The sequence below is a fragment of the Crassaminicella indica genome (genome assembly GCF_019203185.1).
Classification (GTDB): Bacteria; Bacillota; Clostridia; order Peptostreptococcales; family Thermotaleaceae; genus Crassaminicella; species Crassaminicella indica.
In genome coordinates this window covers 1,033,102-1,052,471 of record NZ_CP078093.1, presented here as the reverse complement: position 1 = coordinate 1,052,471, position 19,370 = coordinate 1,033,102, and the positions used below count along the sequence as shown (strand labels likewise).

Annotated in this window: 17 protein-coding genes; 3 read left to right on the top strand and 14 right to left on the bottom strand. The window is 30.6% G+C overall.

Annotated features, from left to right (window positions below):
* Nucleotides 1-66: 66 nt before the first annotated feature.
* Complete coding sequence (locus tag KVH43_RS05020) at nt 67-552, bottom strand: hypothetical protein (protein ID WP_218283763.1); 486 nt, start codon at nt 550-552, stop codon at nt 67-69.
* Nucleotides 553-695: 143 nt separating this feature from the next.
* Here KVH43_RS05020 and KVH43_RS05015 point away from each other — a divergent pair, with 143 nt between their 5' ends.
* The 3 genes from KVH43_RS05015 (at nt 696) to KVH43_RS05005 (ending at nt 2,557) form a co-directional block, all read left to right on the top strand.
* Nucleotides 696-887, top strand: a complete 192-nt coding sequence (locus KVH43_RS05015; protein ID WP_218283762.1) for a hypothetical protein — start codon at nt 696-698, stop codon at nt 885-887.
* 195 nt (nt 888-1,082) lie between these two features.
* Nucleotides 1,083-1,856, top strand: coding sequence for a hypothetical protein (locus KVH43_RS05010; RefSeq protein WP_218283761.1), 774 nt, complete (start codon nt 1,083-1,085; stop codon nt 1,854-1,856).
* Nucleotides 1,857-1,924: 68 nt separating this feature from the next.
* Nucleotides 1,925-2,557, top strand: coding sequence for a site-2 protease family protein (locus KVH43_RS05005; RefSeq protein WP_218283760.1), 633 nt, complete (start codon nt 1,925-1,927; stop codon nt 2,555-2,557).
* A 13-nt stretch (nt 2,558-2,570) separates the two neighbouring features.
* Here the strand turns inward: KVH43_RS05005 and KVH43_RS05000 are convergent, their stop codons facing one another.
* The 13 genes from KVH43_RS05000 to KVH43_RS04940 form a co-directional block, all read right to left on the bottom strand.
* A complete protein-coding gene (locus KVH43_RS05000; RefSeq protein ID WP_255547816.1) occupies nt 2,571-5,318 on the bottom strand; it encodes a UPF0182 family membrane protein in 2,748 nt (915 codons plus the stop codon).
* 138 nt (nt 5,319-5,456) lie between these two features.
* A complete protein-coding gene (locus tag KVH43_RS04995) occupies nt 5,457-6,491 on the bottom strand; it encodes a PTS sugar transporter subunit IIC (RefSeq protein WP_218283759.1) in 1,035 nt (344 codons plus the stop codon).
* 47 nt (nt 6,492-6,538) lie between these two features.
* A complete protein-coding gene (gene nadC / locus KVH43_RS04990) occupies nt 6,539-7,372 on the bottom strand; it encodes a carboxylating nicotinate-nucleotide diphosphorylase (protein WP_218283758.1) in 834 nt (277 codons plus the stop codon).
* Entirely contained in the window at nt 7,354-8,916 is a 1,563-nt protein-coding gene (gene nadB, locus KVH43_RS04985) for an L-aspartate oxidase (RefSeq protein ID WP_218283757.1), read from the bottom strand. Before nadB ends, nadC begins: the two co-directional genes overlap by 19 nt.
* A 13-nt stretch (nt 8,917-8,929) precedes the next feature.
* On the bottom strand, nt 8,930-9,841 hold the full coding sequence (gene nadA, locus KVH43_RS04980) for a quinolinate synthase NadA (protein ID WP_218283756.1): 912 nt from the start codon (nt 9,839-9,841) through the stop codon (nt 8,930-8,932).
* A 144-nt stretch (nt 9,842-9,985) separates the two neighbouring features.
* On the bottom strand, nt 9,986-10,510 hold the full coding sequence (locus KVH43_RS04975) for a transcription repressor NadR (protein WP_218283755.1): 525 nt from the start codon (nt 10,508-10,510) through the stop codon (nt 9,986-9,988).
* A 128-nt stretch (nt 10,511-10,638) separates the two neighbouring features.
* On the bottom strand, nt 10,639-12,384 hold the full coding sequence (gene pnpS / locus KVH43_RS04970; protein WP_218283754.1) for a two-component system histidine kinase PnpS: 1,746 nt from the start codon (nt 12,382-12,384) through the stop codon (nt 10,639-10,641).
* A gap of 8 nt (nt 12,385-12,392) precedes the next feature.
* On the bottom strand, nt 12,393-13,073 hold the full coding sequence (locus tag KVH43_RS04965; protein ID WP_218283753.1) for a response regulator transcription factor: 681 nt from the start codon (nt 13,071-13,073) through the stop codon (nt 12,393-12,395).
* A gap of 111 nt (nt 13,074-13,184) precedes the next feature.
* Nucleotides 13,185-13,856 (bottom strand): MgtC/SapB family protein, encoded by a 672-nt coding sequence (locus KVH43_RS04960; RefSeq protein ID WP_218283752.1) that lies wholly within the window; start codon nt 13,854-13,856, stop codon nt 13,185-13,187.
* Nucleotides 13,857-13,915: 59 nt separating this feature from the next.
* Nucleotides 13,916-15,421 carry a tripartite tricarboxylate transporter permease gene (locus tag KVH43_RS04955; RefSeq protein ID WP_218283751.1) on the bottom strand — a complete coding sequence of 502 codons (1,506 nt, stop codon included), beginning with the start codon at nt 15,419-15,421 and terminating at the stop codon, nt 13,916-13,918.
* A 17-nt stretch (nt 15,422-15,438) separates the two neighbouring features.
* Nucleotides 15,439-15,870: a tripartite tricarboxylate transporter TctB family protein gene (locus tag KVH43_RS04950; RefSeq protein ID WP_218283750.1), complete on the bottom strand. Its 432-nt coding sequence runs from the start codon at nt 15,868-15,870 to the stop codon at nt 15,439-15,441.
* A gap of 59 nt (nt 15,871-15,929) precedes the next feature.
* Complete coding sequence (locus KVH43_RS04945; protein ID WP_218283749.1) at nt 15,930-16,916, bottom strand: tripartite tricarboxylate transporter substrate binding protein; 987 nt, start codon at nt 16,914-16,916, stop codon at nt 15,930-15,932.
* A 230-nt stretch (nt 16,917-17,146) separates the two neighbouring features.
* Nucleotides 17,147-19,234 carry a methyl-accepting chemotaxis protein gene (locus tag KVH43_RS04940; RefSeq protein ID WP_218283748.1) on the bottom strand — a complete coding sequence of 696 codons (2,088 nt, stop codon included), beginning with the start codon at nt 19,232-19,234 and terminating at the stop codon, nt 17,147-17,149.
* Nucleotides 19,235-19,370 lie beyond the last annotated feature (136 nt).

The following is a 19,370-nucleotide window of genomic DNA, read 5'->3' as shown; positions in this document are numbered from 1 at the left end:
AAAGTTATCTGGAATGAACTATCTTTTATATTTCATTTTGATGTTGTTTGCCTATATATATATAAATTATTTCCTGCTTTCATATAAAAGGCTTAAAAGACCAGGAATTCTTTTATTTTTTAAAGCAAAGTATACTTGGTCAAGACGCAAAAGATATGGAATATCAATGCTAAAAGGGACTAACTCTTCATTTTCTCCACATTTTTCATAAATATATAAATATAGCTTTTTCCCTATAATCCACAGCTCTATATAGAAATTCTGCATAATATTTTCTCTTAATTTTAACCCTTTATAAGTTTTATTCTTTATCCTCAATGTGTCTGTTTGCGCTCTTAAAGCTATTAAAGCTAACAATTCATAAATTCTTTCCTTCAATCTTTCTTCCTTCTCTATTTCATTACAGTATTTTTCAATATATTCTATATGTATATCCATTGTACGATAATATAATTTTTCAAGCTCTTCATCTTTTTTTAAGCAATAAGCTATAAGGGACTTTATAAAATATTTAGCAAGCTTAAAAAAATAGCTACATGGCGTCAGTTCCATACCTTCACCCCCTAGCTGTGAGTTTATCCTTATAGAATTATATTTGTCCAATGTTTATAATATGCAAAGCTTTTTGTGTATATTTTTTTAAATTTTAGTTCATAATTACAGTTACAATGAATATTTATGGGGGGGAAATAATTATGTATGATATTGATTTATATGCACAAATAGGTGATTTAAAGGAAGTTGATTATAGAAACACCTTAGCAATTGCTGCACTTATAGAAATTCTTATTTCAAAAGGCTTTATTGATCGAACAGAATTTGCTCAAATGGCAAAAAATTTAGATGCTATGTCTATAGAAGAATTAAAATTATTAAGAAATCATTAAAGGTCATTGTTATCCCTTTTTATATTGTTCCCAAAGGACAAAAGGTCTTTATTAAAGGATCTTTTGTTCTATTTTTATATATTTTTTAATACATAAAACAAAAGGTATTTTTAGGAAAATTCTATATTTATTTTGAAACTTTTTTAATTCTATATGTATAATTTTAGGGTATATAATCCATAGAGGTGATATGTTATGAAAAAAATTGCTTTACTGTTTATCTTTTTAATATTACTCACTTCCTGTGTAGAACATAAAGATTTGAATCCAAATGAAATCGCTATTGTAAATGATCATATCATTACTATAGAAGATGTGAAAGAAAAGCTTATAGCTTTTCAATTAGAAAAAGCTTTATATGAATATAATAGCTTTCAAAACAATATATATAGAAATCTAGAGCTTCTCCATTTAAGACGCGATTTGATTGATCATATTATCCATTTGCTTAAAGAAAAAAAGCTTGAAGCTGCAAAAAATTTTATTTCTTCCTTAAATGGCTATGAAGATGTAGAAGCTTTGAAATATTTTTTGCTAAAAGAAATTGACCACTATGAACAAATATTAAATAAACAAGATAATGTTATTGCTGCTTTTGAAGAAATTTTAAAAGACATAATAATCCTACAAGAAGCAAAGGATAGATCTCTTATTCCAAACGAAGATGAAATGCAAAAAGCTTATGAAGCTTATGTATCAAATATTCAAGAAAAAATAGATACCAATATATACTACAAATATTTTCATATGTTTCGTCAATCAAAAGAAAAGGAGCTTTTTGATTTAGATACGGAAGAAGCTTATAAAGCTTATACGCTTAAAAAAATAAAAAAAGAATTGATCCTGAAAAAACTAAAAAAAGAATTAGGCACTTATCAACTCGATCGTTATATAAAAAATCAATTAAAAAAATCCAATATAATTATCAATAAAAAATATAATCAATATCACTCTAATTTCTCAAATTAAGTATTTCATATTTTATAAATTTATTATAAAATAAACATAGACTTTTTTACAAAAGAAGGAGGAAATTCATGGATATCAACATTAGAGAAATGCTTTTAACACTTCCAGGAATACTCATCGGCCTTTCCTTACATGAATATGCACATGCTCAGGTAGCTGTTTGGTTAGGAGATGATACACCAAAACTTCAAGGTAGATTATCATTAAATCCTGCTAATCATCTTGATCCTATTGGTTTTTTTCTTATATTATTTGCTAGATTTGGGTGGGCAAAGCCTGTTGTAATAAATGAGCTGAATTTTAAAAATAGAAGACGAGATGATTGCTTAGTATCACTAGCAGGTCCTATGATGAACCTACTTATCGCTATTTTTTTTCTTATGCTTATGAAGCTATTGTATGAAGTCCCTATTACATTTTTATCATATGATCTTTATAATACTATTATGGAAGTGTTCGATTATACCGTATGGATCAACATTGTTTTATTTGTATTTAATTTATTGCCAATCCCTCCACTAGACGGTTCACATATCTTCTTTGGATTATTAGGGTTAAAGGATAAACCTTTTTATTATGAAATTTATACAAAAGGAAGATTTATCCTCATGTTATTGATCATAACCCGTTTAACAGGTAAAATCATTGGTCCACCTATTTCATTCATTTATTGGTTTTTAAGAAGCCTTTTTAGTGTTTAAAAAGGGAATCTCATTATGAGATTCCCTTTTCTATTTGATTTAATCTTTCCAATAAACCTTTTAATTCATCCAAATATTTTCCATACTCTGCCCATTTTCCATTTCTTTGAGCTTCTTGAGCTTTCACAAATACTTCATTTGCTCTTTCTATCATGCCCTTTACATCTACTGAATCCTTCAAATCCTCCTCTGGAATAGTTACATTTGGCGTTCTTACTTCTCCAAACAATTGATCTAATGCTTTTTCTAATGTTTCTTCATAAGCTATACGATCTCCATAGGCTACTATCACTCTTTTTACTTCTGGCAAACTATTTTCATTGTCTGCCTTTAAATAAATAGGTTCGATATAAAGGAGTGAATTCTCTATTGGGATAGTCAGTAGGTTTCCTCGAATATAAGTAGAACCCTTTTGCCCCCATAAAGAAAATTCCTTAGAAATAGTTGTATCTTGATCAATCTTAGACTCTATCTGCATAGGTCCATAAACATTCTTCTGCTTTGGCATCTTATAGATTATCAATTTTCCATAGTTCTCTCCATCATTTCTCGCCATGAAAAGAGCTGTCAGATTAGGTTTGTTCTTTGGAGTATAAGGGATAGATAATAAGAATTCCTCTTTATCCTCCTCTGGTAATTTCATTATAAAATAATTTGATTCCATTACTCGTTTTTCTTGTTCATAAATCTCATGGGCAATATCCCATAAATCTTCCTGTTGATAAAATACTTCTGTATTATTCATATGATATACTTTATACACATTTGCCTGTATATCAAATAATGTTTGTGGATATCTTATATGGCTTTTGATTCCTTCAGGCATCTTATCCACACTTGTGAATAACTGAGGGAAGATTTTCATCATACTTTTTATCACAGGATCATGTTTATCTACTACATAATAAGTAGTATCTCCATTATAAGCATCTATTACTACCTTAACAGAGTTTCTGATATAATTCGTCCTGCCCTCTCCAAATGGTTTAGCATAAGGAAAATTCTCACTAACCGTATAACCATCTAAAATCCAAAATAGCTTTCCATCATTGATAACAAGATATGGATCATCATCATAGTATATAAATGGTGCAATTTTTTTTGCCCTATCTTTTATATTTCTGTATATCAAAATTTTACTATCCTTAGTAATATTTCCTGATATCAATATTTTCGAGCTTCTCTCCTTAATAGCATATAAAAGCTTATTGATTCCTCCTAAATGGATTCCTGCACTTCCTTCATAGAAGGTTTCTTCATTTTGACCACCACTAGGATAATCAAATTCTTTTTCTTTTGTATTAGTAATCACATAATTGTTTGTAAGCTCTCCAAAGTAAATCTGTGGATATTTTATTTTCAAACTCTCTATATCAGACTTTGGTGGAATATTTTTTATCAAGAGCTCAGGTTGTCCCTGACTTGTAATTGCATTGACAAGAGATAATGCAACACCATAACCATGTGTATATTTCAAATGTTGATTAATCCATTGTTCATTAATTTTTCCTTCATTAATCTCTCTACCTGATAAAAATACTTGCGTCAGCTGTCCATCAATATTATATCTATCTATATCCACATCAGGGAATTGATAGTACAATCGAATTCCTTGACTCTGATTATAAAACTGCTTTGTAGGACGGTAATCATTTATACGAATATTTTTTATCGTTTTTATATTCTTATCTAAGTCTTCTCTTGTTAGATCTCTAGTTGCAGGAAAATCCTTTTCTTCAATTTTATCTAATCCATAGGCCATCTTTGTATAATTTATATTATGCTCTAAATATGTTCTTTCCTTTGAAATTTCATCAGGAGCTACAATAAAATTCTGTACCCCTAAAGCAACAGCATTTCCCAATATAGATATAGCAATCATAATAATAGGTCCTGTAAGAACTAATTTTAATTTTTTTCTTTTTGCTCCTATAATCAATAAAACCGCAGAAAAAATAGATAATAAAATCTTAGCTCTGTAGACCCATAATGTAACATGAATATCTGTAAAGCTTGCCCCATAAGCTACCCCACGAGGTGAATATAATAAATCATATGTTTTCAGTACATATCCTAATCCTAATAGTACAAAAAATATCACGCCTAAAATAGTGATCTGCTCTAGTGCAATATTTAATAATTGTTTTCCATTGTTCATATTAGGATAAATTCTTCTAACATTATCTTCTACCTCATCATTCCTATCAAAAATAGCAGGTCTTCTTACACTCATTAAAATCATATAGAAAACAACTGTAACAATCCCTAAAAATACAATAAAGCTTATAAATAGATAGTAAATCTGCTCTAAGAAAGGCATCTTGAACATATAAAAGGATATATCCTTTTTAAATATAGGATCAAGAATATGAAATGGAGTTGCATTCAAAAACTTCAACAGCTCAAACCATAGATTTCCAGTTATTGTCATAGTCGTTAAAAAAGAAACAACTACTGAAATTCCTAATGCTATCCTATTCATTCCTTTTTCACTTATTCTATTACCAGCTGTATTTATCCTTTTGTTATAATTCTTCTTAATAGACAATAGATAAAAATGAATCAATAATGTGAGTACAATAAAAATAGGTATTCCCATTTTTAATTGGACCATTAATTTTGTTAAAAAAACCTTATCATATCCCACTTCCTTAAACCACTGATAATCTGTTATGAAATCAATAATGGTTGTAAAGGAAGTAAAAAGAAATATGATTGCAACCATAATCAAACCAAAAAATATACCTTTTGCTTTCCTCAAATTTTTCACCCCTATTCTTCATGGTATCTTTTTATTCTTTCTAATAATATGCCCAACTTACTATATTTTTTGTAAAAAAAATATACTCGATCGCATAATATTAATTTAATTATACTATCGAGCAGAAAATATTTCAAATTAAGGGTTTAATTTCATATCCCCATATCGAATCCATCTTTTTTTTCTCATATATTCAGAAATCATAAGCGTTAAAACAGCTGGTAGAATAAAATGTAATAGTACAATTTTTCCTACAATCAAAATCACAGGCTGACTGCCACTCATAACCGCAATAGTTCCAAACTGTCCTACCAAACCACTTGTACCCATACCTGCACCAATACTATTATTTTCCATTTTAAACACATATGTGGCAATAGGTCCAAGAATAGCACTAGCTAAAGTTGGAGGTATCCAAATCAAAGGATTTTTAATAATATTTGGAACCTGAAGCATAGATGTTCCAAGTCCTTGAGCAATAGCTCCTCCTATACCGTTTTCTCTAAAGCTTGCCACAGCAAATCCAATCATCTGTGTCGCACAGCCTACTGCTGAAGCCCCTGCAGCCAAACCACTAAGTCCTAATGATATGGAAAGAGCAGCACTACTTATTGGAAGGGTTAAAATCATTCCCATAAGCGATGCAATAACAATTCCCATAGGAATAGGCTGAAGCTCAGTTGCTCTATTAATAATACTTCCTAAGCTTTTCATTACAGATGCCATAACAGGTCCTATAAAAATACCAGCAAGGCCTCCAATAATAATAGTCCCTGCAGGTACTAAAACAATATCTACCTTTGTTTTTCCTGATATCAGCTTTGAAAATTCTGCACCAATCAAAGAAGCTACAAAAGCCCCTACAGGTTCACCTATTTTTACTATAAATACTCCGTCACTAGAAGCAATCGTTCCCGCACCAATAGCTCCTGTAACAATTGATGCAAAAACGCCTAAGGGAGGAGCACCTACACTAAAAGCTACTCCTGCACCAATAGCTGGTCCCATTATAAACTGAGATATTTTACCAAATTTAACCAAAGCTTCTATTCCTGTATAGTCTCCGATTTGCTTTAATATAAGTCCAATGATCAAAGAAGAAAACAATCCTAAAGCCATGCCATTTAATGCTTTTGTTATATATTCTCTAAATGAAAATTTACTTTTTTTCATTGGTTTCACCTCTTTTCTTCTAAATGCCAACTACCAAAATTAAGTGTTTATAAAATCATTAAACTAATGTCCATTGCTTTTACAGAATGAGTAAGAGCTCCTACAGAAATAACATCTACTCCAATTTTAGCAATATCCTTTATTCTTTCTAATGTAATATTTCCAGATGCTTCAAGCAAAGCTCTCCCTTTTGTTATCTCAACAGCCCTTTTCATTGTCTCAATATCCATATTATCCAGCATAATAATATCTGCCCCTATATCTAATGCTTCTTTTAATTCTTTTAAATCTGTCACTTCTACTTCGATTTTTGTTGTATGGGGAATATTTTCACGTATTTTTTCTACTGCCTGCTTTATACCTCCTACTGCCTTTATATGATTATCCTTAATCATAACAGCATCAGATAAATTGAATCTATGATTATGGCAGCCTCCTACACGAACTGCATATTTTTCTAATATCCTAAGATTTGGTGTTGTTTTTCTAGTATCTACTACTCTTGTTTTATAGTCCTTTACTAAATCAGCATACCTACGTGACTGTGACGCAATTCCTGACATTCTTTGCAGTAAATTTAATGCTAATCGCTCACCCTTTAATATATTCTTTGTACTCCCTTTGACTTTAGCAATTTTTTCTCCCTTTTCTACAAGCTCTCCATCTTTTTTTAGTATATCAAATTCTATTGTTTCATCTAATAATTTAAAAACGCTTTGAGCAACAAGAAGCCCTGCAATAACACCTCTTTCCTTTGCAATCATATAAGCTTCTGAAAAAGCATCCTCCTCAATCAATAAATCAGTAGTAGTGTCCCCATAACTCATATCTTCTATCAATGCATCTTTTATAATTTTTTCTACTAAAAATTTATTATACAACGCTTTCCCTCCGTATCTGTTCTATAATGAGCTCCAAGACTTTCTTTTCTTTTTAGTGCTGCTTTTATAATAAGCATTGAAACAATACACATATTCATACATTCATAATATTTTATGCTTTCTTTACATCCCAATAATTGGCTACTTAGTCTTTCTATCTCTTTTAATGCATACTTTAATCCATTTTGATTTCTTACGATAGAAGCATATTCATCCATTGTATTTTGAAGCTTTTCTTTTATGTTCTCTAAATCTACCTCTTTGCAATCTTTATATTGGACATTTGCTGCAACAGGTAAATATCTTTCATCAGTATTTGAAATATAATGATTTAAAGATAAAGCCACTCTATTTCCAAAAACAAGCCCTTCAAGCAACGAATTGCTAGCAAGCCGATTCGCTCCATGAACCCCTGTACAAGCACACTCTCCACATGCATAAAGACCTTCAATATTTGTTTTGCCATCTATATCTATATGAATTCCTCCCATAATATAGTGCTGTACAGGAGATACAGGAATATATTCCTTCGTCATATCAATCCCCTCTTCTAAGCATCGTTCATAAATGGTAGGAAATCTATTTTTGATAAAAGAAGGACTTTTGTGTGTAATATCTAAATAAACATAAGGTGTATTATGAAGCATTTTTTCTGTAAAAATGCTTCTTGTAACAATATCTCTAGGTGCTAAATCAGCCATTTTATGATATTTTTTCATAAATGCTTCACCTTTTACATTTCTTAAAATAGCTCCTTCTCCTCTTACCGCTTCAGAAATCAAGAACTTTTGTCCATTTTTTTCACTATACATAGCAGTAGGATGAAATTGTATGAACTCCATATCATCAATAACACATCCTGCTCTATAAGCCATTGCTATACCGTCTCCTGTAGTAACTGCTGGATTTGTAGTATTTTTGTATATTTGTCCTACCCCTCCTGTTGCTAAAACTACTGCTTTGCTTTTATAAATTATTCTTTCTCCATGCTCATTTATAGCTAAAACTCCACATACTGTATTTTTATTTGTTATAACATCTATAGCAAAAACATTTTCATATACATGGATATTTTTTCTGTTTTTTATCACTTCACCTAAAGACCTTATAACTTCTCTCCCTGTTGCATCTTTTACATGAAGAATTCTTCTTTTACTATGTCCACCTTCTCTTGTTACCCTTAAATATCCATTTTCATCTTGATCAAAATTTGTACCGTATTCTAATAGTTTTTTGATATTTTTTGGTGCTTCTTGAATCAATATTTTAGTAGTTTCTTTCCTGTTATAATAAGCTCCCGCCCTTAATGTATCTTCATAATGAGATTTAAAATCATCATCTTTATCTACACATGCTGCAATACCACCTTGAGCTAAATTGCTATTATTGTTATCTAGCCTTGTTTTTGAAAGAACAATCACTCTTTTTTTTGCATCTATATTTAAAGCTGTAAATAACCCTGCAATCCCTGTACCAACTATTACTACATCACAAGACTTTTTCATATTTATATCATGAAAACCACTTATATATCTGGATTTCATTATTTTCATCTCCTTAACTGATCTTAAGCATTCTCTCAAGAGAAACCAATGCACGCTTACTTATTTCTTCTTCTACATTTATTTCATATTGGTCATGCTTCAAAGCATTATAAATATCTTCAAGAGAAGTTTTTTTCATGTTATAACAAGTTAATGCAGGAGAGATTAAGTAAAATTTTTTATCAGGATTATCTTTTCTCAATTGATGTAGTACACCCATTTCTGTACCAATAATAAAGCTTTCATGCTCTGTTCTTTTAGCGAAATCAATTATTTGAGCTGTACTTCCTACAAAATCAGCTAATTTTACTACCTCCTCATTACATTCTGGATGAACCAAAATCAATGCATCTGGATGATTTTTCTTTGCAGCCTCTACCTCTGTACCACTTACACGATGATGGGTAATGCAATATCCTTCCCAAAGAATAATTTCTTTTTCTGGTACCTGCTCTTTTATATAGCTTCCCAAATTTTGATCTGGTACGAATAATACTTTATCTGCCTTTATACTCTTTACTATTTTTAAAGCATTAGAAGAAGTACAGCAAATATCGCTTTCTGCTTTTACTTCTGCCGAAGAATTCACATAGCAGACAATAGGTATATCTGGATATTTGTCCTTAAACATTCTAAGCGCTTTAGCATCTACCATATCTGCCATAGGACAACCAGCATCATATACAGGTAGTAACACCCTTTTATCAGGAGATAATATTTTTGCACTTTCAGCCATAAAATGAACTCCAGCAAAAACAATTACTTCTGCATCAGTTTTAGAAGCCTCCTGACTAAGCTTTAGTGAATCTCCTACGATATCAGCTATATCCTGCACTTCTGGTATTTGATAATTATGTGCTAAAATAACTGCATTTTTTTCTTTTTTTAAGTTCTGTATTTCCTGAATCATATCTTTTTCATTCATATCTTCCAATCCTTTCTTAATGGATATGTTTTTACACCTGTCTTGTCACCTGTTATAAAAAATATAACAAATCTTTACGAGTAATACAATACCCTTGATTTGTAAATTTCTTTCATGAATGCATTTTATATGGCTTTAAAGCTATTATTCTCCTTTTACCAAATATCCTTTTTCCTTTAGAGCTTTTATCATTTTTTCATAGGCTCTATTATTTGAAACCTCTACTGTATGAATATGATCTCCACCTGTCAAAGAAGCTAATGGAGCTGCATCATTTTCTTTTACCTTTTCCATAAACTCCTCTATATCCATTCTTGACGTAATCATCAACGAACTCCTAATTTCTCCATAAATAGGATGCTCTACAATCACATCTAATACCTTTGCACCCATATCTACCATAATTTGCAGCTCCTCTTCCATTTGAGCATATCCTTCGTGCCTACATACAATCGTCTTTATATTTTTATTTTTTCCATCAGCTTTTAGAAGCATATAACCATTAGAAGTAGCTAGAATATTTTCCCCTTGTGCACGCATCACTGCAATATCCTGTACAATCACTTGTCTGCTTACTTTAAATTTTTTAGCAAGAGCTGTTCCTGTTATAGGCTCTTCATTATTTTTTAATATTTTTATAATTTCTCTTCTTCTTTGATCCGTTGTCATAAAATTCCTCCCTATCTTTCTTCATGCTCATATTATACTATATATATAAACAGCATAAACATAAAAAAAGAAATATATAAAGATAAGTGAATGACTTCGATAACTTTTGTAAAAAAACTTACTGAATCTTAAACATAAGGAAGCTTTACAATAAATTCGCTTCCCTTTCCAACTTCACTTTTCACTTCAATTTCTCCATTAAATTCCATAACTATATGTTTTACAATAGCAAGTCCTAATCCTGTTCCCCCTATTTGTCTACTTCTTGCCTTATCAACCCTATAAAACCTTTCAAATATTCTTGGAATATCTTCTTTTCCAATTCCTACACCTGTATCTTTTACAGAAATAAATAAATATTCGTCATAAGAAGTAGCCTTTATAGTTATTTTCCCACCTTCAACTGTGTACTTTACAGCATTTTCACATAAATTCATAATGATCTGTTGAAACCAATCTATATTTCCTACAATAGCCTTCAGATTATCACCTATGTTTATTTCTAATTGAATATTTTTATTTTCTGCAAGAGGCTTTATAAGATATAATACTTCACTAATGGATTTTTTCACATCTATATTTGTTTTTTCTTTGATTAACTTCATGTTTTCAATTTCAGATAATTTTAAAATATCATTAATAAGTCTTTTTAATCTTTCTGTTTCGAATTCAATAATATCTAAAATTTTCATTCTATCTGATTCATTAATAATTGTCCATTTCTTTAATGTTTCAACAAACCCACTGATAGATGTGAGTGGGGTTCTTAATTCATGCGAAACATTTGAAACAAATTCTTTTCTTAAATTTTCAAGCTTTCTCATTTCTGTTATATCCTGAATTACTGCTAATACACCAAACATCTCCTTCATTTCCTTGTTCTCTACTAATGCTGTATACACCTTTAGTATTTTATCATTTATCTCTATCTCATCTTCTAATGATACTTTTCTTTCATTAGTTGCCTTCATCATATAAAGTAATTTTTTGTGATCTATTACATCTTTAATATTTTTTCCTAATGTATTTCCTTTATAAATATTGAATAATCTTTCTGCTTCTGGATTAAACAATATAATTTTCCCTTCATCATCTATAGCAATAATCCCATTTACAATACTTATAAGTATAGCATCCATTCGACTGTTTTTTTCACTAATCTCATTAATCATATGATTTAATTTAGAAGCCATTATATTAAAATGCTCTCCTAGCTCACCGATCTCATCATTTGTATAAATCTTTACTTTTTTATGGAATTTTCCCTTTGAAATATATTTTGTTACTTTTGTAAGCTCCTTAACAGGTTTTACCATATGATCAATCTGATAATATCCTATAAAAACAGCAATAATCATTCCAATAAATATAGCTAAAAGCATATATTTGAAGAACAATTCATTTACATGATTGATTTCCTCTAAAGAAGCACTTAGTCTAACAATAATATTTTTATTATTAATTTTTATAGGTGGGTTTGCAATATAAATAGATACCTTTTGTGTTATTTGACTAAATCTCTTTATATTTGCAATTTTACCTTTTATAGCATTTCTTATTTCTGGCTTATTGGAATAATTTTCAAATATAATGCTATTATTATGTGAATCAGCCAATACTTTCCCATTATCTTCAATAAATGTTACTCTTCCATTAATTTTTCTTGAAAACTTTTGTGCTAAATTGAAATAATTAATTTTCTCTTCCTTTTCCTTTAATAACAACGTATCTATGATTAAATTTGAATTTGTCAAAAGCTTTTCCTTCACACTACTAATATAGATGTTTTTTACAAAAGTATGAGAAATAATTCCTGTAGCAAAGGTTCCTATTAATAGCAGAATTACATATGTTATTAGTATTTTCCTTTTCATTTAGCCTCCTACTTCATCTTATATCCTATTCCTCTTATTGTTTCAATATATCCTGAAGAAGCACCTAATTTTTTTCTTAAGTTTGTAATATGCACATCAATAGATCTAGGATCTGATGAACCTTCTGAAATCTCATCTAACAAATATTTTCTAGATAAAACCTTTTCTCTATTTTCTGCTAATACCTTTAAAAGATTGAATTCTTTTAAAGTTAACTCCAACTTTATACCATTTTTCTTCACTATATGTTTATCAATATCTATAAAAATATCACCCACACGAATAATATTTAATCTTTCATCTGTATCTTCCTTTTCATCAATTCTTCTAAGTACAGCTTTAATTCTAGCAACCAGTTCTCTTATACCAAAGGGCTTTGTAATATAATCATCTGCACCTATTTCTAATGCTAATACTTTATCCATTTCTTCACTTTTTGCAGTTAACATTATGATAGGTATTTTAGAAGTAGTTTTTTCTCTTCTGATTCTTTTACATATTTCAAATCCATCCATTCCAGGAAGCATAATATCCAAAAGAATAATATCCGGGAATTCCTTTAATGTTTTTTCAAGTCCCTCTTCTCCTGTCATAGCAGTCATCACATCAAAACCATAATTTTCTAAATTTATTCTTAAAAGTTCAATAATATTTATTTCATCCTCTATAATTAAAACACTTCTTTTCATGCTTTCTACTCCTTCTTATAATCCTTATATTTTATAATAGCATATATTTATCTACATAGAAAAACATAGTCTAAAATCAGATACTTATTATTGACTTTATGCATCTAACATTTATGAATTGAAATTATCATTCCATACTACCTTTTTTACACCTTGTATTCTATATAATTGATCTGATAACAATTCGCCAGAAAAATTTTTTGCTATATTAAGAGTTAATGTTACTATCATTTCTAATGTACTTTCATCATAATCATCTTTTCTTGATATTTTTATATCTTTTATTGTAATATTATTTTTTGCAATAACAGTTCCAATTTCACCTAATAACCCTATTCTTTCAATACATTCTAATTGAAGTATTTTATATTTTGAAACAAATATCTGCCTTTCAAAAAAACCTAAAGATACAAGAGAAAACAATACAATGACTGATGTAATAGCTCCTCCCATATAGTATCCATTTCCAATAGCCAGTCCAATTCCTCCACTTACCCATATACTTGCTGCTGTAGTCAAGCCACTTATATCATTACCATCTCTTAAAATAGTTCCTGCCCCTAAAAATCCTATACCACTTACCACTTGAGCAGCAAGCCTTGCAGGGTCACCATTTTCAAAGCCATACATAGATACAAGCATCAAAAGGCACGAACCTAAGCTAACTAATATATGAGTTCTTAAACCTGCTGGTCTATTTTTTGATTCTCTTTCCAAACCAATAAGTCCTCCTAGTATAGTAGCAACTACGAGTCTTAATATAATTTCATTAATGCTTATCATAATATTTTCCCCTTCCACCTATAATTAAAGAGCCTGTCGATAAAAACAAGCTCTTTAAATTATTTTGCTAATTCATCATTTAATTTCTCTTCTTTTTTCTCTAACCTCTTCATAAGCATAGGAGAGAATAATGAAAATACACTTAATCCTATTAAAATCCAGCTAATAATACTACTAAACAATGGCTCAATACTTCCATCATTCATAATCAATGTCCTTCTAAGACCAGTCTCTCCAATTGGTCCTAAAATTAAAGCTAATACAATAGCTGCTGCATTCAAATCGAATTTTTTAACAAAATATCCGATAATACCAAATACAAACATAACCCAAACATCAAATATTTGATTATGTATTGCATAAGAACCTACAACACTTAATGCAAATATAATAGGAATTAAAAAGCTGTCAGGAACTCTAGAGATATGAGCAAAAAATTTAGCTCCAAAAAGTCCAAGTACTAACATAAAAACATTTACAATAATAAACCCTGCAAAAAAAGTATATGTTACTTTTCCATGAATAGTGAAAAGATCTGGTCCTGGTTGAAGTCCTTTAATAAGCAGTCCTCCTAATAATACTGCTGTTACACTTTCCCCTGGAATTCCTAAAGTTAATGTCGGAATCAAAGAACCTCCTGTAACACCATTATTTGCAGCCTCTGCACCTGCTACCCCTTCAATGCTTCCCTTCCCAAACAATTCTTTATTTTTAGAAAATCTTCTTGCCTCATTATACCCAATAAATGCTGCAATAGTTGCTCCTGCACCTGGAAGAATTCCTGTAATACTTCCTATTGCACCCGATCTAATAACTGTTGGGAATATTGTTTTTAGTTCTTTTAAGCTAAGTATCACTTTATCCTCAAAATGTCTTAACATACCACTTTTCTTCATCTTGCTTTCAGCAAGCATTAAAACCTGAGACATAGAAAATAAACCTATCAACGTAGCTGTAAACGGCACACCAGAAATTAAATACATACTATCAAAAGTAAATCTAGGTCTTCCAAGCATAGGATCCATCCCTATAGTTGATATCAAAAGCCCTAATGCTCCAGATAATAACCCTTTTAGGATTGATTTTGAACTTACTCCTGCAATAATAGTAAGCCCAAATATAGAAAGCCAAAAGTATTCGCTAGGTCCAAATTTTAATGCAAGCTTAGCTAAAGCTGGAGCAAAAAGATATAATGCTATAGTACTGATCATTGCTCCACCAAAGGATGCAATAACTGCTGTTCCTAATGCTTTCCCTGCTTTTCCCTTTAATGTAAGTTGATATCCATCTATCGCTGTTGCTGCAGCAGCAGGTGTTCCAGGAGTATATATCAAAATAGCAGATATAGATCCTCCAAATATAGCACCACAATAAACTCCAACCAAAGCAATAAGTCCCGTTTCAGCAGGCATTCCAAAGGTAACTGGAATAAGTAGTGCTACTCCCATAGCAGCAGAAAGACCTGGCAATGCACCAATAGTAATCCCTACAGCAACACTTAAAAAAGCTGCTAAAAGATTTACCCAATCAAGAGCATGTATAAAACCGTATAATACATCTTCCACTCTTGTTCCCTCACTTTCTAGAATATAAATCCTCTTGGAAGAGGTACATTCAATAATATTTTGAAAAGAATAAGTACAAAAATACTAAATCCTACACTTGTACAAAGAGCATAAAGTTTGTTCGCTTTTAAACCACACAAGGTAATTATTAAAAATAAGAAAGTAGATACAAAATAACCTAATATTTGTATAAGTACAATATAAAATGTAGCCATTGAAAAAACAAATATGAATTGTTTTACTTCAAATCCATCAAAAATTTTCTTTTCTTTTTCTACTTCTTTTGATATAGCCGTTTTAATAATAAATAGTATAGATAAAAATCCTAAAACTAAAGCAACAAATGTAGGATAGAGCGCTGCTTCCTCTGGCAGCTTTCCTATCATCATATAATATATTAAAGCAATCCCAAGCATCACTGCTCCTAGAAAAAGGTTGTTCTTTTTCATAAAGCTTCCTCCTCTATTTACAATAGGGGACAAATTTAATTTATCCCCTATCATCAATATTATAAATCAAGCTTTGTTGTAATATCCTTTAAATAAGCTTCTTGTTCATCCATAAATTCTTTTAATTCTTGAGATGACATATATTTAATTGGTAAATCTGCGTTCTTTGCAGCTTTCATATGTTCATCTGATTCAATTGCTTCTTTTAATTTGTCATGTAAAATCTTTACAATTTTATCTGGTGTTCCTTTTGGTGCAACAATAGCTCTAGCTGAACCAAATAATATATCATATCCTTTTTCCTTTAGTGTTGGAACCTCTGGAAAATCTTCTAATCTTTCTTTTGTATAAGAAGCTAATATTCTTAACTCCCCTGATTTTACTAAATTTGCAACTTCACTTACCTTTGCTACAGTAGCATCAACATGTCCTCCTCTTAAAGCTGCAAGCATATCAGAGCTTCCTCCAAAAGGTACATGAGTAAGCTTTATACCTGCTTCATAAGCCAAATGAGCAGCACCTATATGATTTGACGCACCTGTACCATTATTAGACACAGTGATTTTTTCTGGATTTTCCTTTGCATATGTAATAAAATCTTCAAGTGTTTTCCACTGACTATCTGCTTTAACAACTAATACTCCCGGATCATAAACATGATTTATAATTGGTACAACATCATCTTTTGTATATTTTGTATTTCTTTGAAGTGGTAAGCTAACAAATGTAGGTAAATTTATAAACCCTATCGTATATCCATCTGGTTTTGCTTGTGCTAATTCTGTAAAGCCTAACTCTCCATCAGCACCAGGCTTATTTATTATAACAAATGGCTGTCCTAATTTTTCTTCTGCTATTGGTGCTAATACTCTCGCCCCTCTATCAGTACCACCTCCAGCTTTATAAGCAACAATTACTTCTATTGGTTTATTTGGGAAATTTCCCGAAGAGCTTTCCTTAGAGCTTGTATCCTTACTTTTATCTGCACATCCTATCATAGAAAAAACTAACATACCACTTAATAAAATCATTAATAATTTTTTCATATGCATCCTCCTTTAATATAATATGAAATCGTTTTCTCTACCCTCCTTTAAACCCTTATTATTATTAATTTTATGTTAAAATAAATAATGTTTATTAAGATTATGTTTGTTAATTGTTAAGTTTTTGTTAATTCGGTTTGATTTTACCATATTTTTTTTGTATGGTCAATTTATTTTTTTCTGATTTTTCAAAACAAAAAACCTAAGGACAAAAGCCCTTAGGTTTTTTATTAATTTAATTTAAATATTTTTATTGTCTTTTCTAGCTCTTTCGCCATTTGATCTAATTCTTCTGCTAAAGAACTTAATTGCTGCATAGAAGCTGTTTGCTCCTGTGTAGAAGCAGAAACCTCTTGAGATGCTGCTGCCGTTTCTTCTGATACAGCAGATACATTCTCTATTACTGATAATACTCGTTCTTTACTATCAGATATATTTTCTGCACTTTTAGCAAGAGCATGGATCCTCTCTACAATGCTTCCTACAGCCCTTGCAATTTGTTCAGCAATTTGTTGCACATGATGTATCGCAGCATTTTGATCCTTTACCAATTCCTCTGAAAGCTCCATTGTCTTTTGAGCTAACATTACATCCTTTTGGATAGTTGTAATTATCTCTCTTACATTATTACTAGAATTTCCTGTGCTTTCGGCAAGCTCTCTAACCTCTTCAGCTACTACAGCAAAGCCACGTCCTGCATCTCCTGCTCTCGCTGCTTCAATAGCTGCATTTAAAGCCAATAAATTGGTTTGTTCAGCAATGCTCATAATAGTTTCTACAATATTGTCAATTGCTTTTGTTTTATTAGTCAATGAATTTACGACTTCTGCCACTTGTCTTGATGCTTCGTTACTTTCAAATGTCTTATCCTGTAATCTCTTTATAGCGTCTAGTCCCTTGTTATTTATATTATAAACTTCATCAGCATAGCTTTGACTGATTTTTAGCTGTTCTGCTATATTTTCAATTTCTTTTGCAAGCTCTGCTGCAGCTTGAACTCCCTCTTCTGCCTCCTTTGCTTGTTCATTTGCACCATTTGCAACTTCTTCAATAGTTCTTGCTACTTCATCAATAGCTACTGCTGATTGTTCTGTTGTCATCGAAAGGAGTTCAGATGATTTCTCTACTGAATTTGAAAGATCCTTTATTCTTTTAAGCAGCTCCTTCATTCCATTTATCATTTTATTAAAGCTTTCACTTAACTTTCCAACTTCATTCTTAGCTTTAATATTAGAAACGACTGTCAAATCTCCATCAGCAGCAGTTTCCATAAGCTTCATCATATTAGCAATAGGCTTTGTAATCCTATTTGAAATAACATATGCTATAAATGCTACCAACAGCATTAATACTAACCCTATAAATATATTTATTTTATGAACGTCTGTAACAAATGCCATTGCTTTTTCCTTTTTCTGAACAGTAATCACAGCCCAAGCATCTGAATGTCCTGGCAACTCAATAGAAGTATATGCACTAATAACCACTTCTCCATTATTATCAGTATATTCAGCTACACCTGATTCTCCTTTTAAAGCCTTCTCTGTTATCTCCTTTAACTTATTTGGAATCTGTATAGCTTCAGTTTTCATCTTTTGATTTCCTTGTTCATCTAAAACTGCATTTCCACTATTATCTTTTACTACAACAGTTTTTTCAAATGTTTTATAATTATAAAGCTCTTCCACCTGTTTTTTATCTGGATGAGCAATCACTACCCCTTTGCCATCTAAAACATATGCATATTTGTCATCTCCTACACTGAATTTTTCTACCATATCTTGAATACAATCTAATTTTAAGTCTGAGCCCATTATTCCTTTTAGATCATCATTTTCATCATATATAGGTAAAATAATAGAAGTAACTGGAACAGTTCCATTTCCTAAAACCGTAGGATATGACTTACTCACAAATGGCTTTTTATCCTTCATAAATTTTACAAACCAAAATCGCTCCGATCTATTTCCTAAAGTTCCCTTTGTTTTTGCTGTCTGCATACCATCTGTTCCTTGTATATACAATAAGTCAAAATAAGGGTTTCTTTTAATATTATCTAATAATACTGCTCTTTGCTTTTCTGGTATAAAGCTTTTCACATCATTATTATGTGCAATTTCTTCTGTTAATGCATAAGCTTTGTCAATAAAGCTTTGTACATGGTCAGCAACTGTAGTAGCAAATATCTTATTATTCTCCTCTATCTCTTTTTGATAATGCTTACCAATAAAAAAATACCCTGTAATATTTGATAAAATAAAAGGTATAATTACAACTAAAAGCATAATAGCAATCAATTGATGCTTTAAACTTTTCATAGCCCTTCCCCCAATATAATTTTATATTACTTTATTTTCTGATAATTCGACAAAAATTCTATATATCCTTTTATTTTATTAATTTTTAAATATTAAAATTTTTGCTTTTTTATGTATTGAATCATGCAGTAATTTT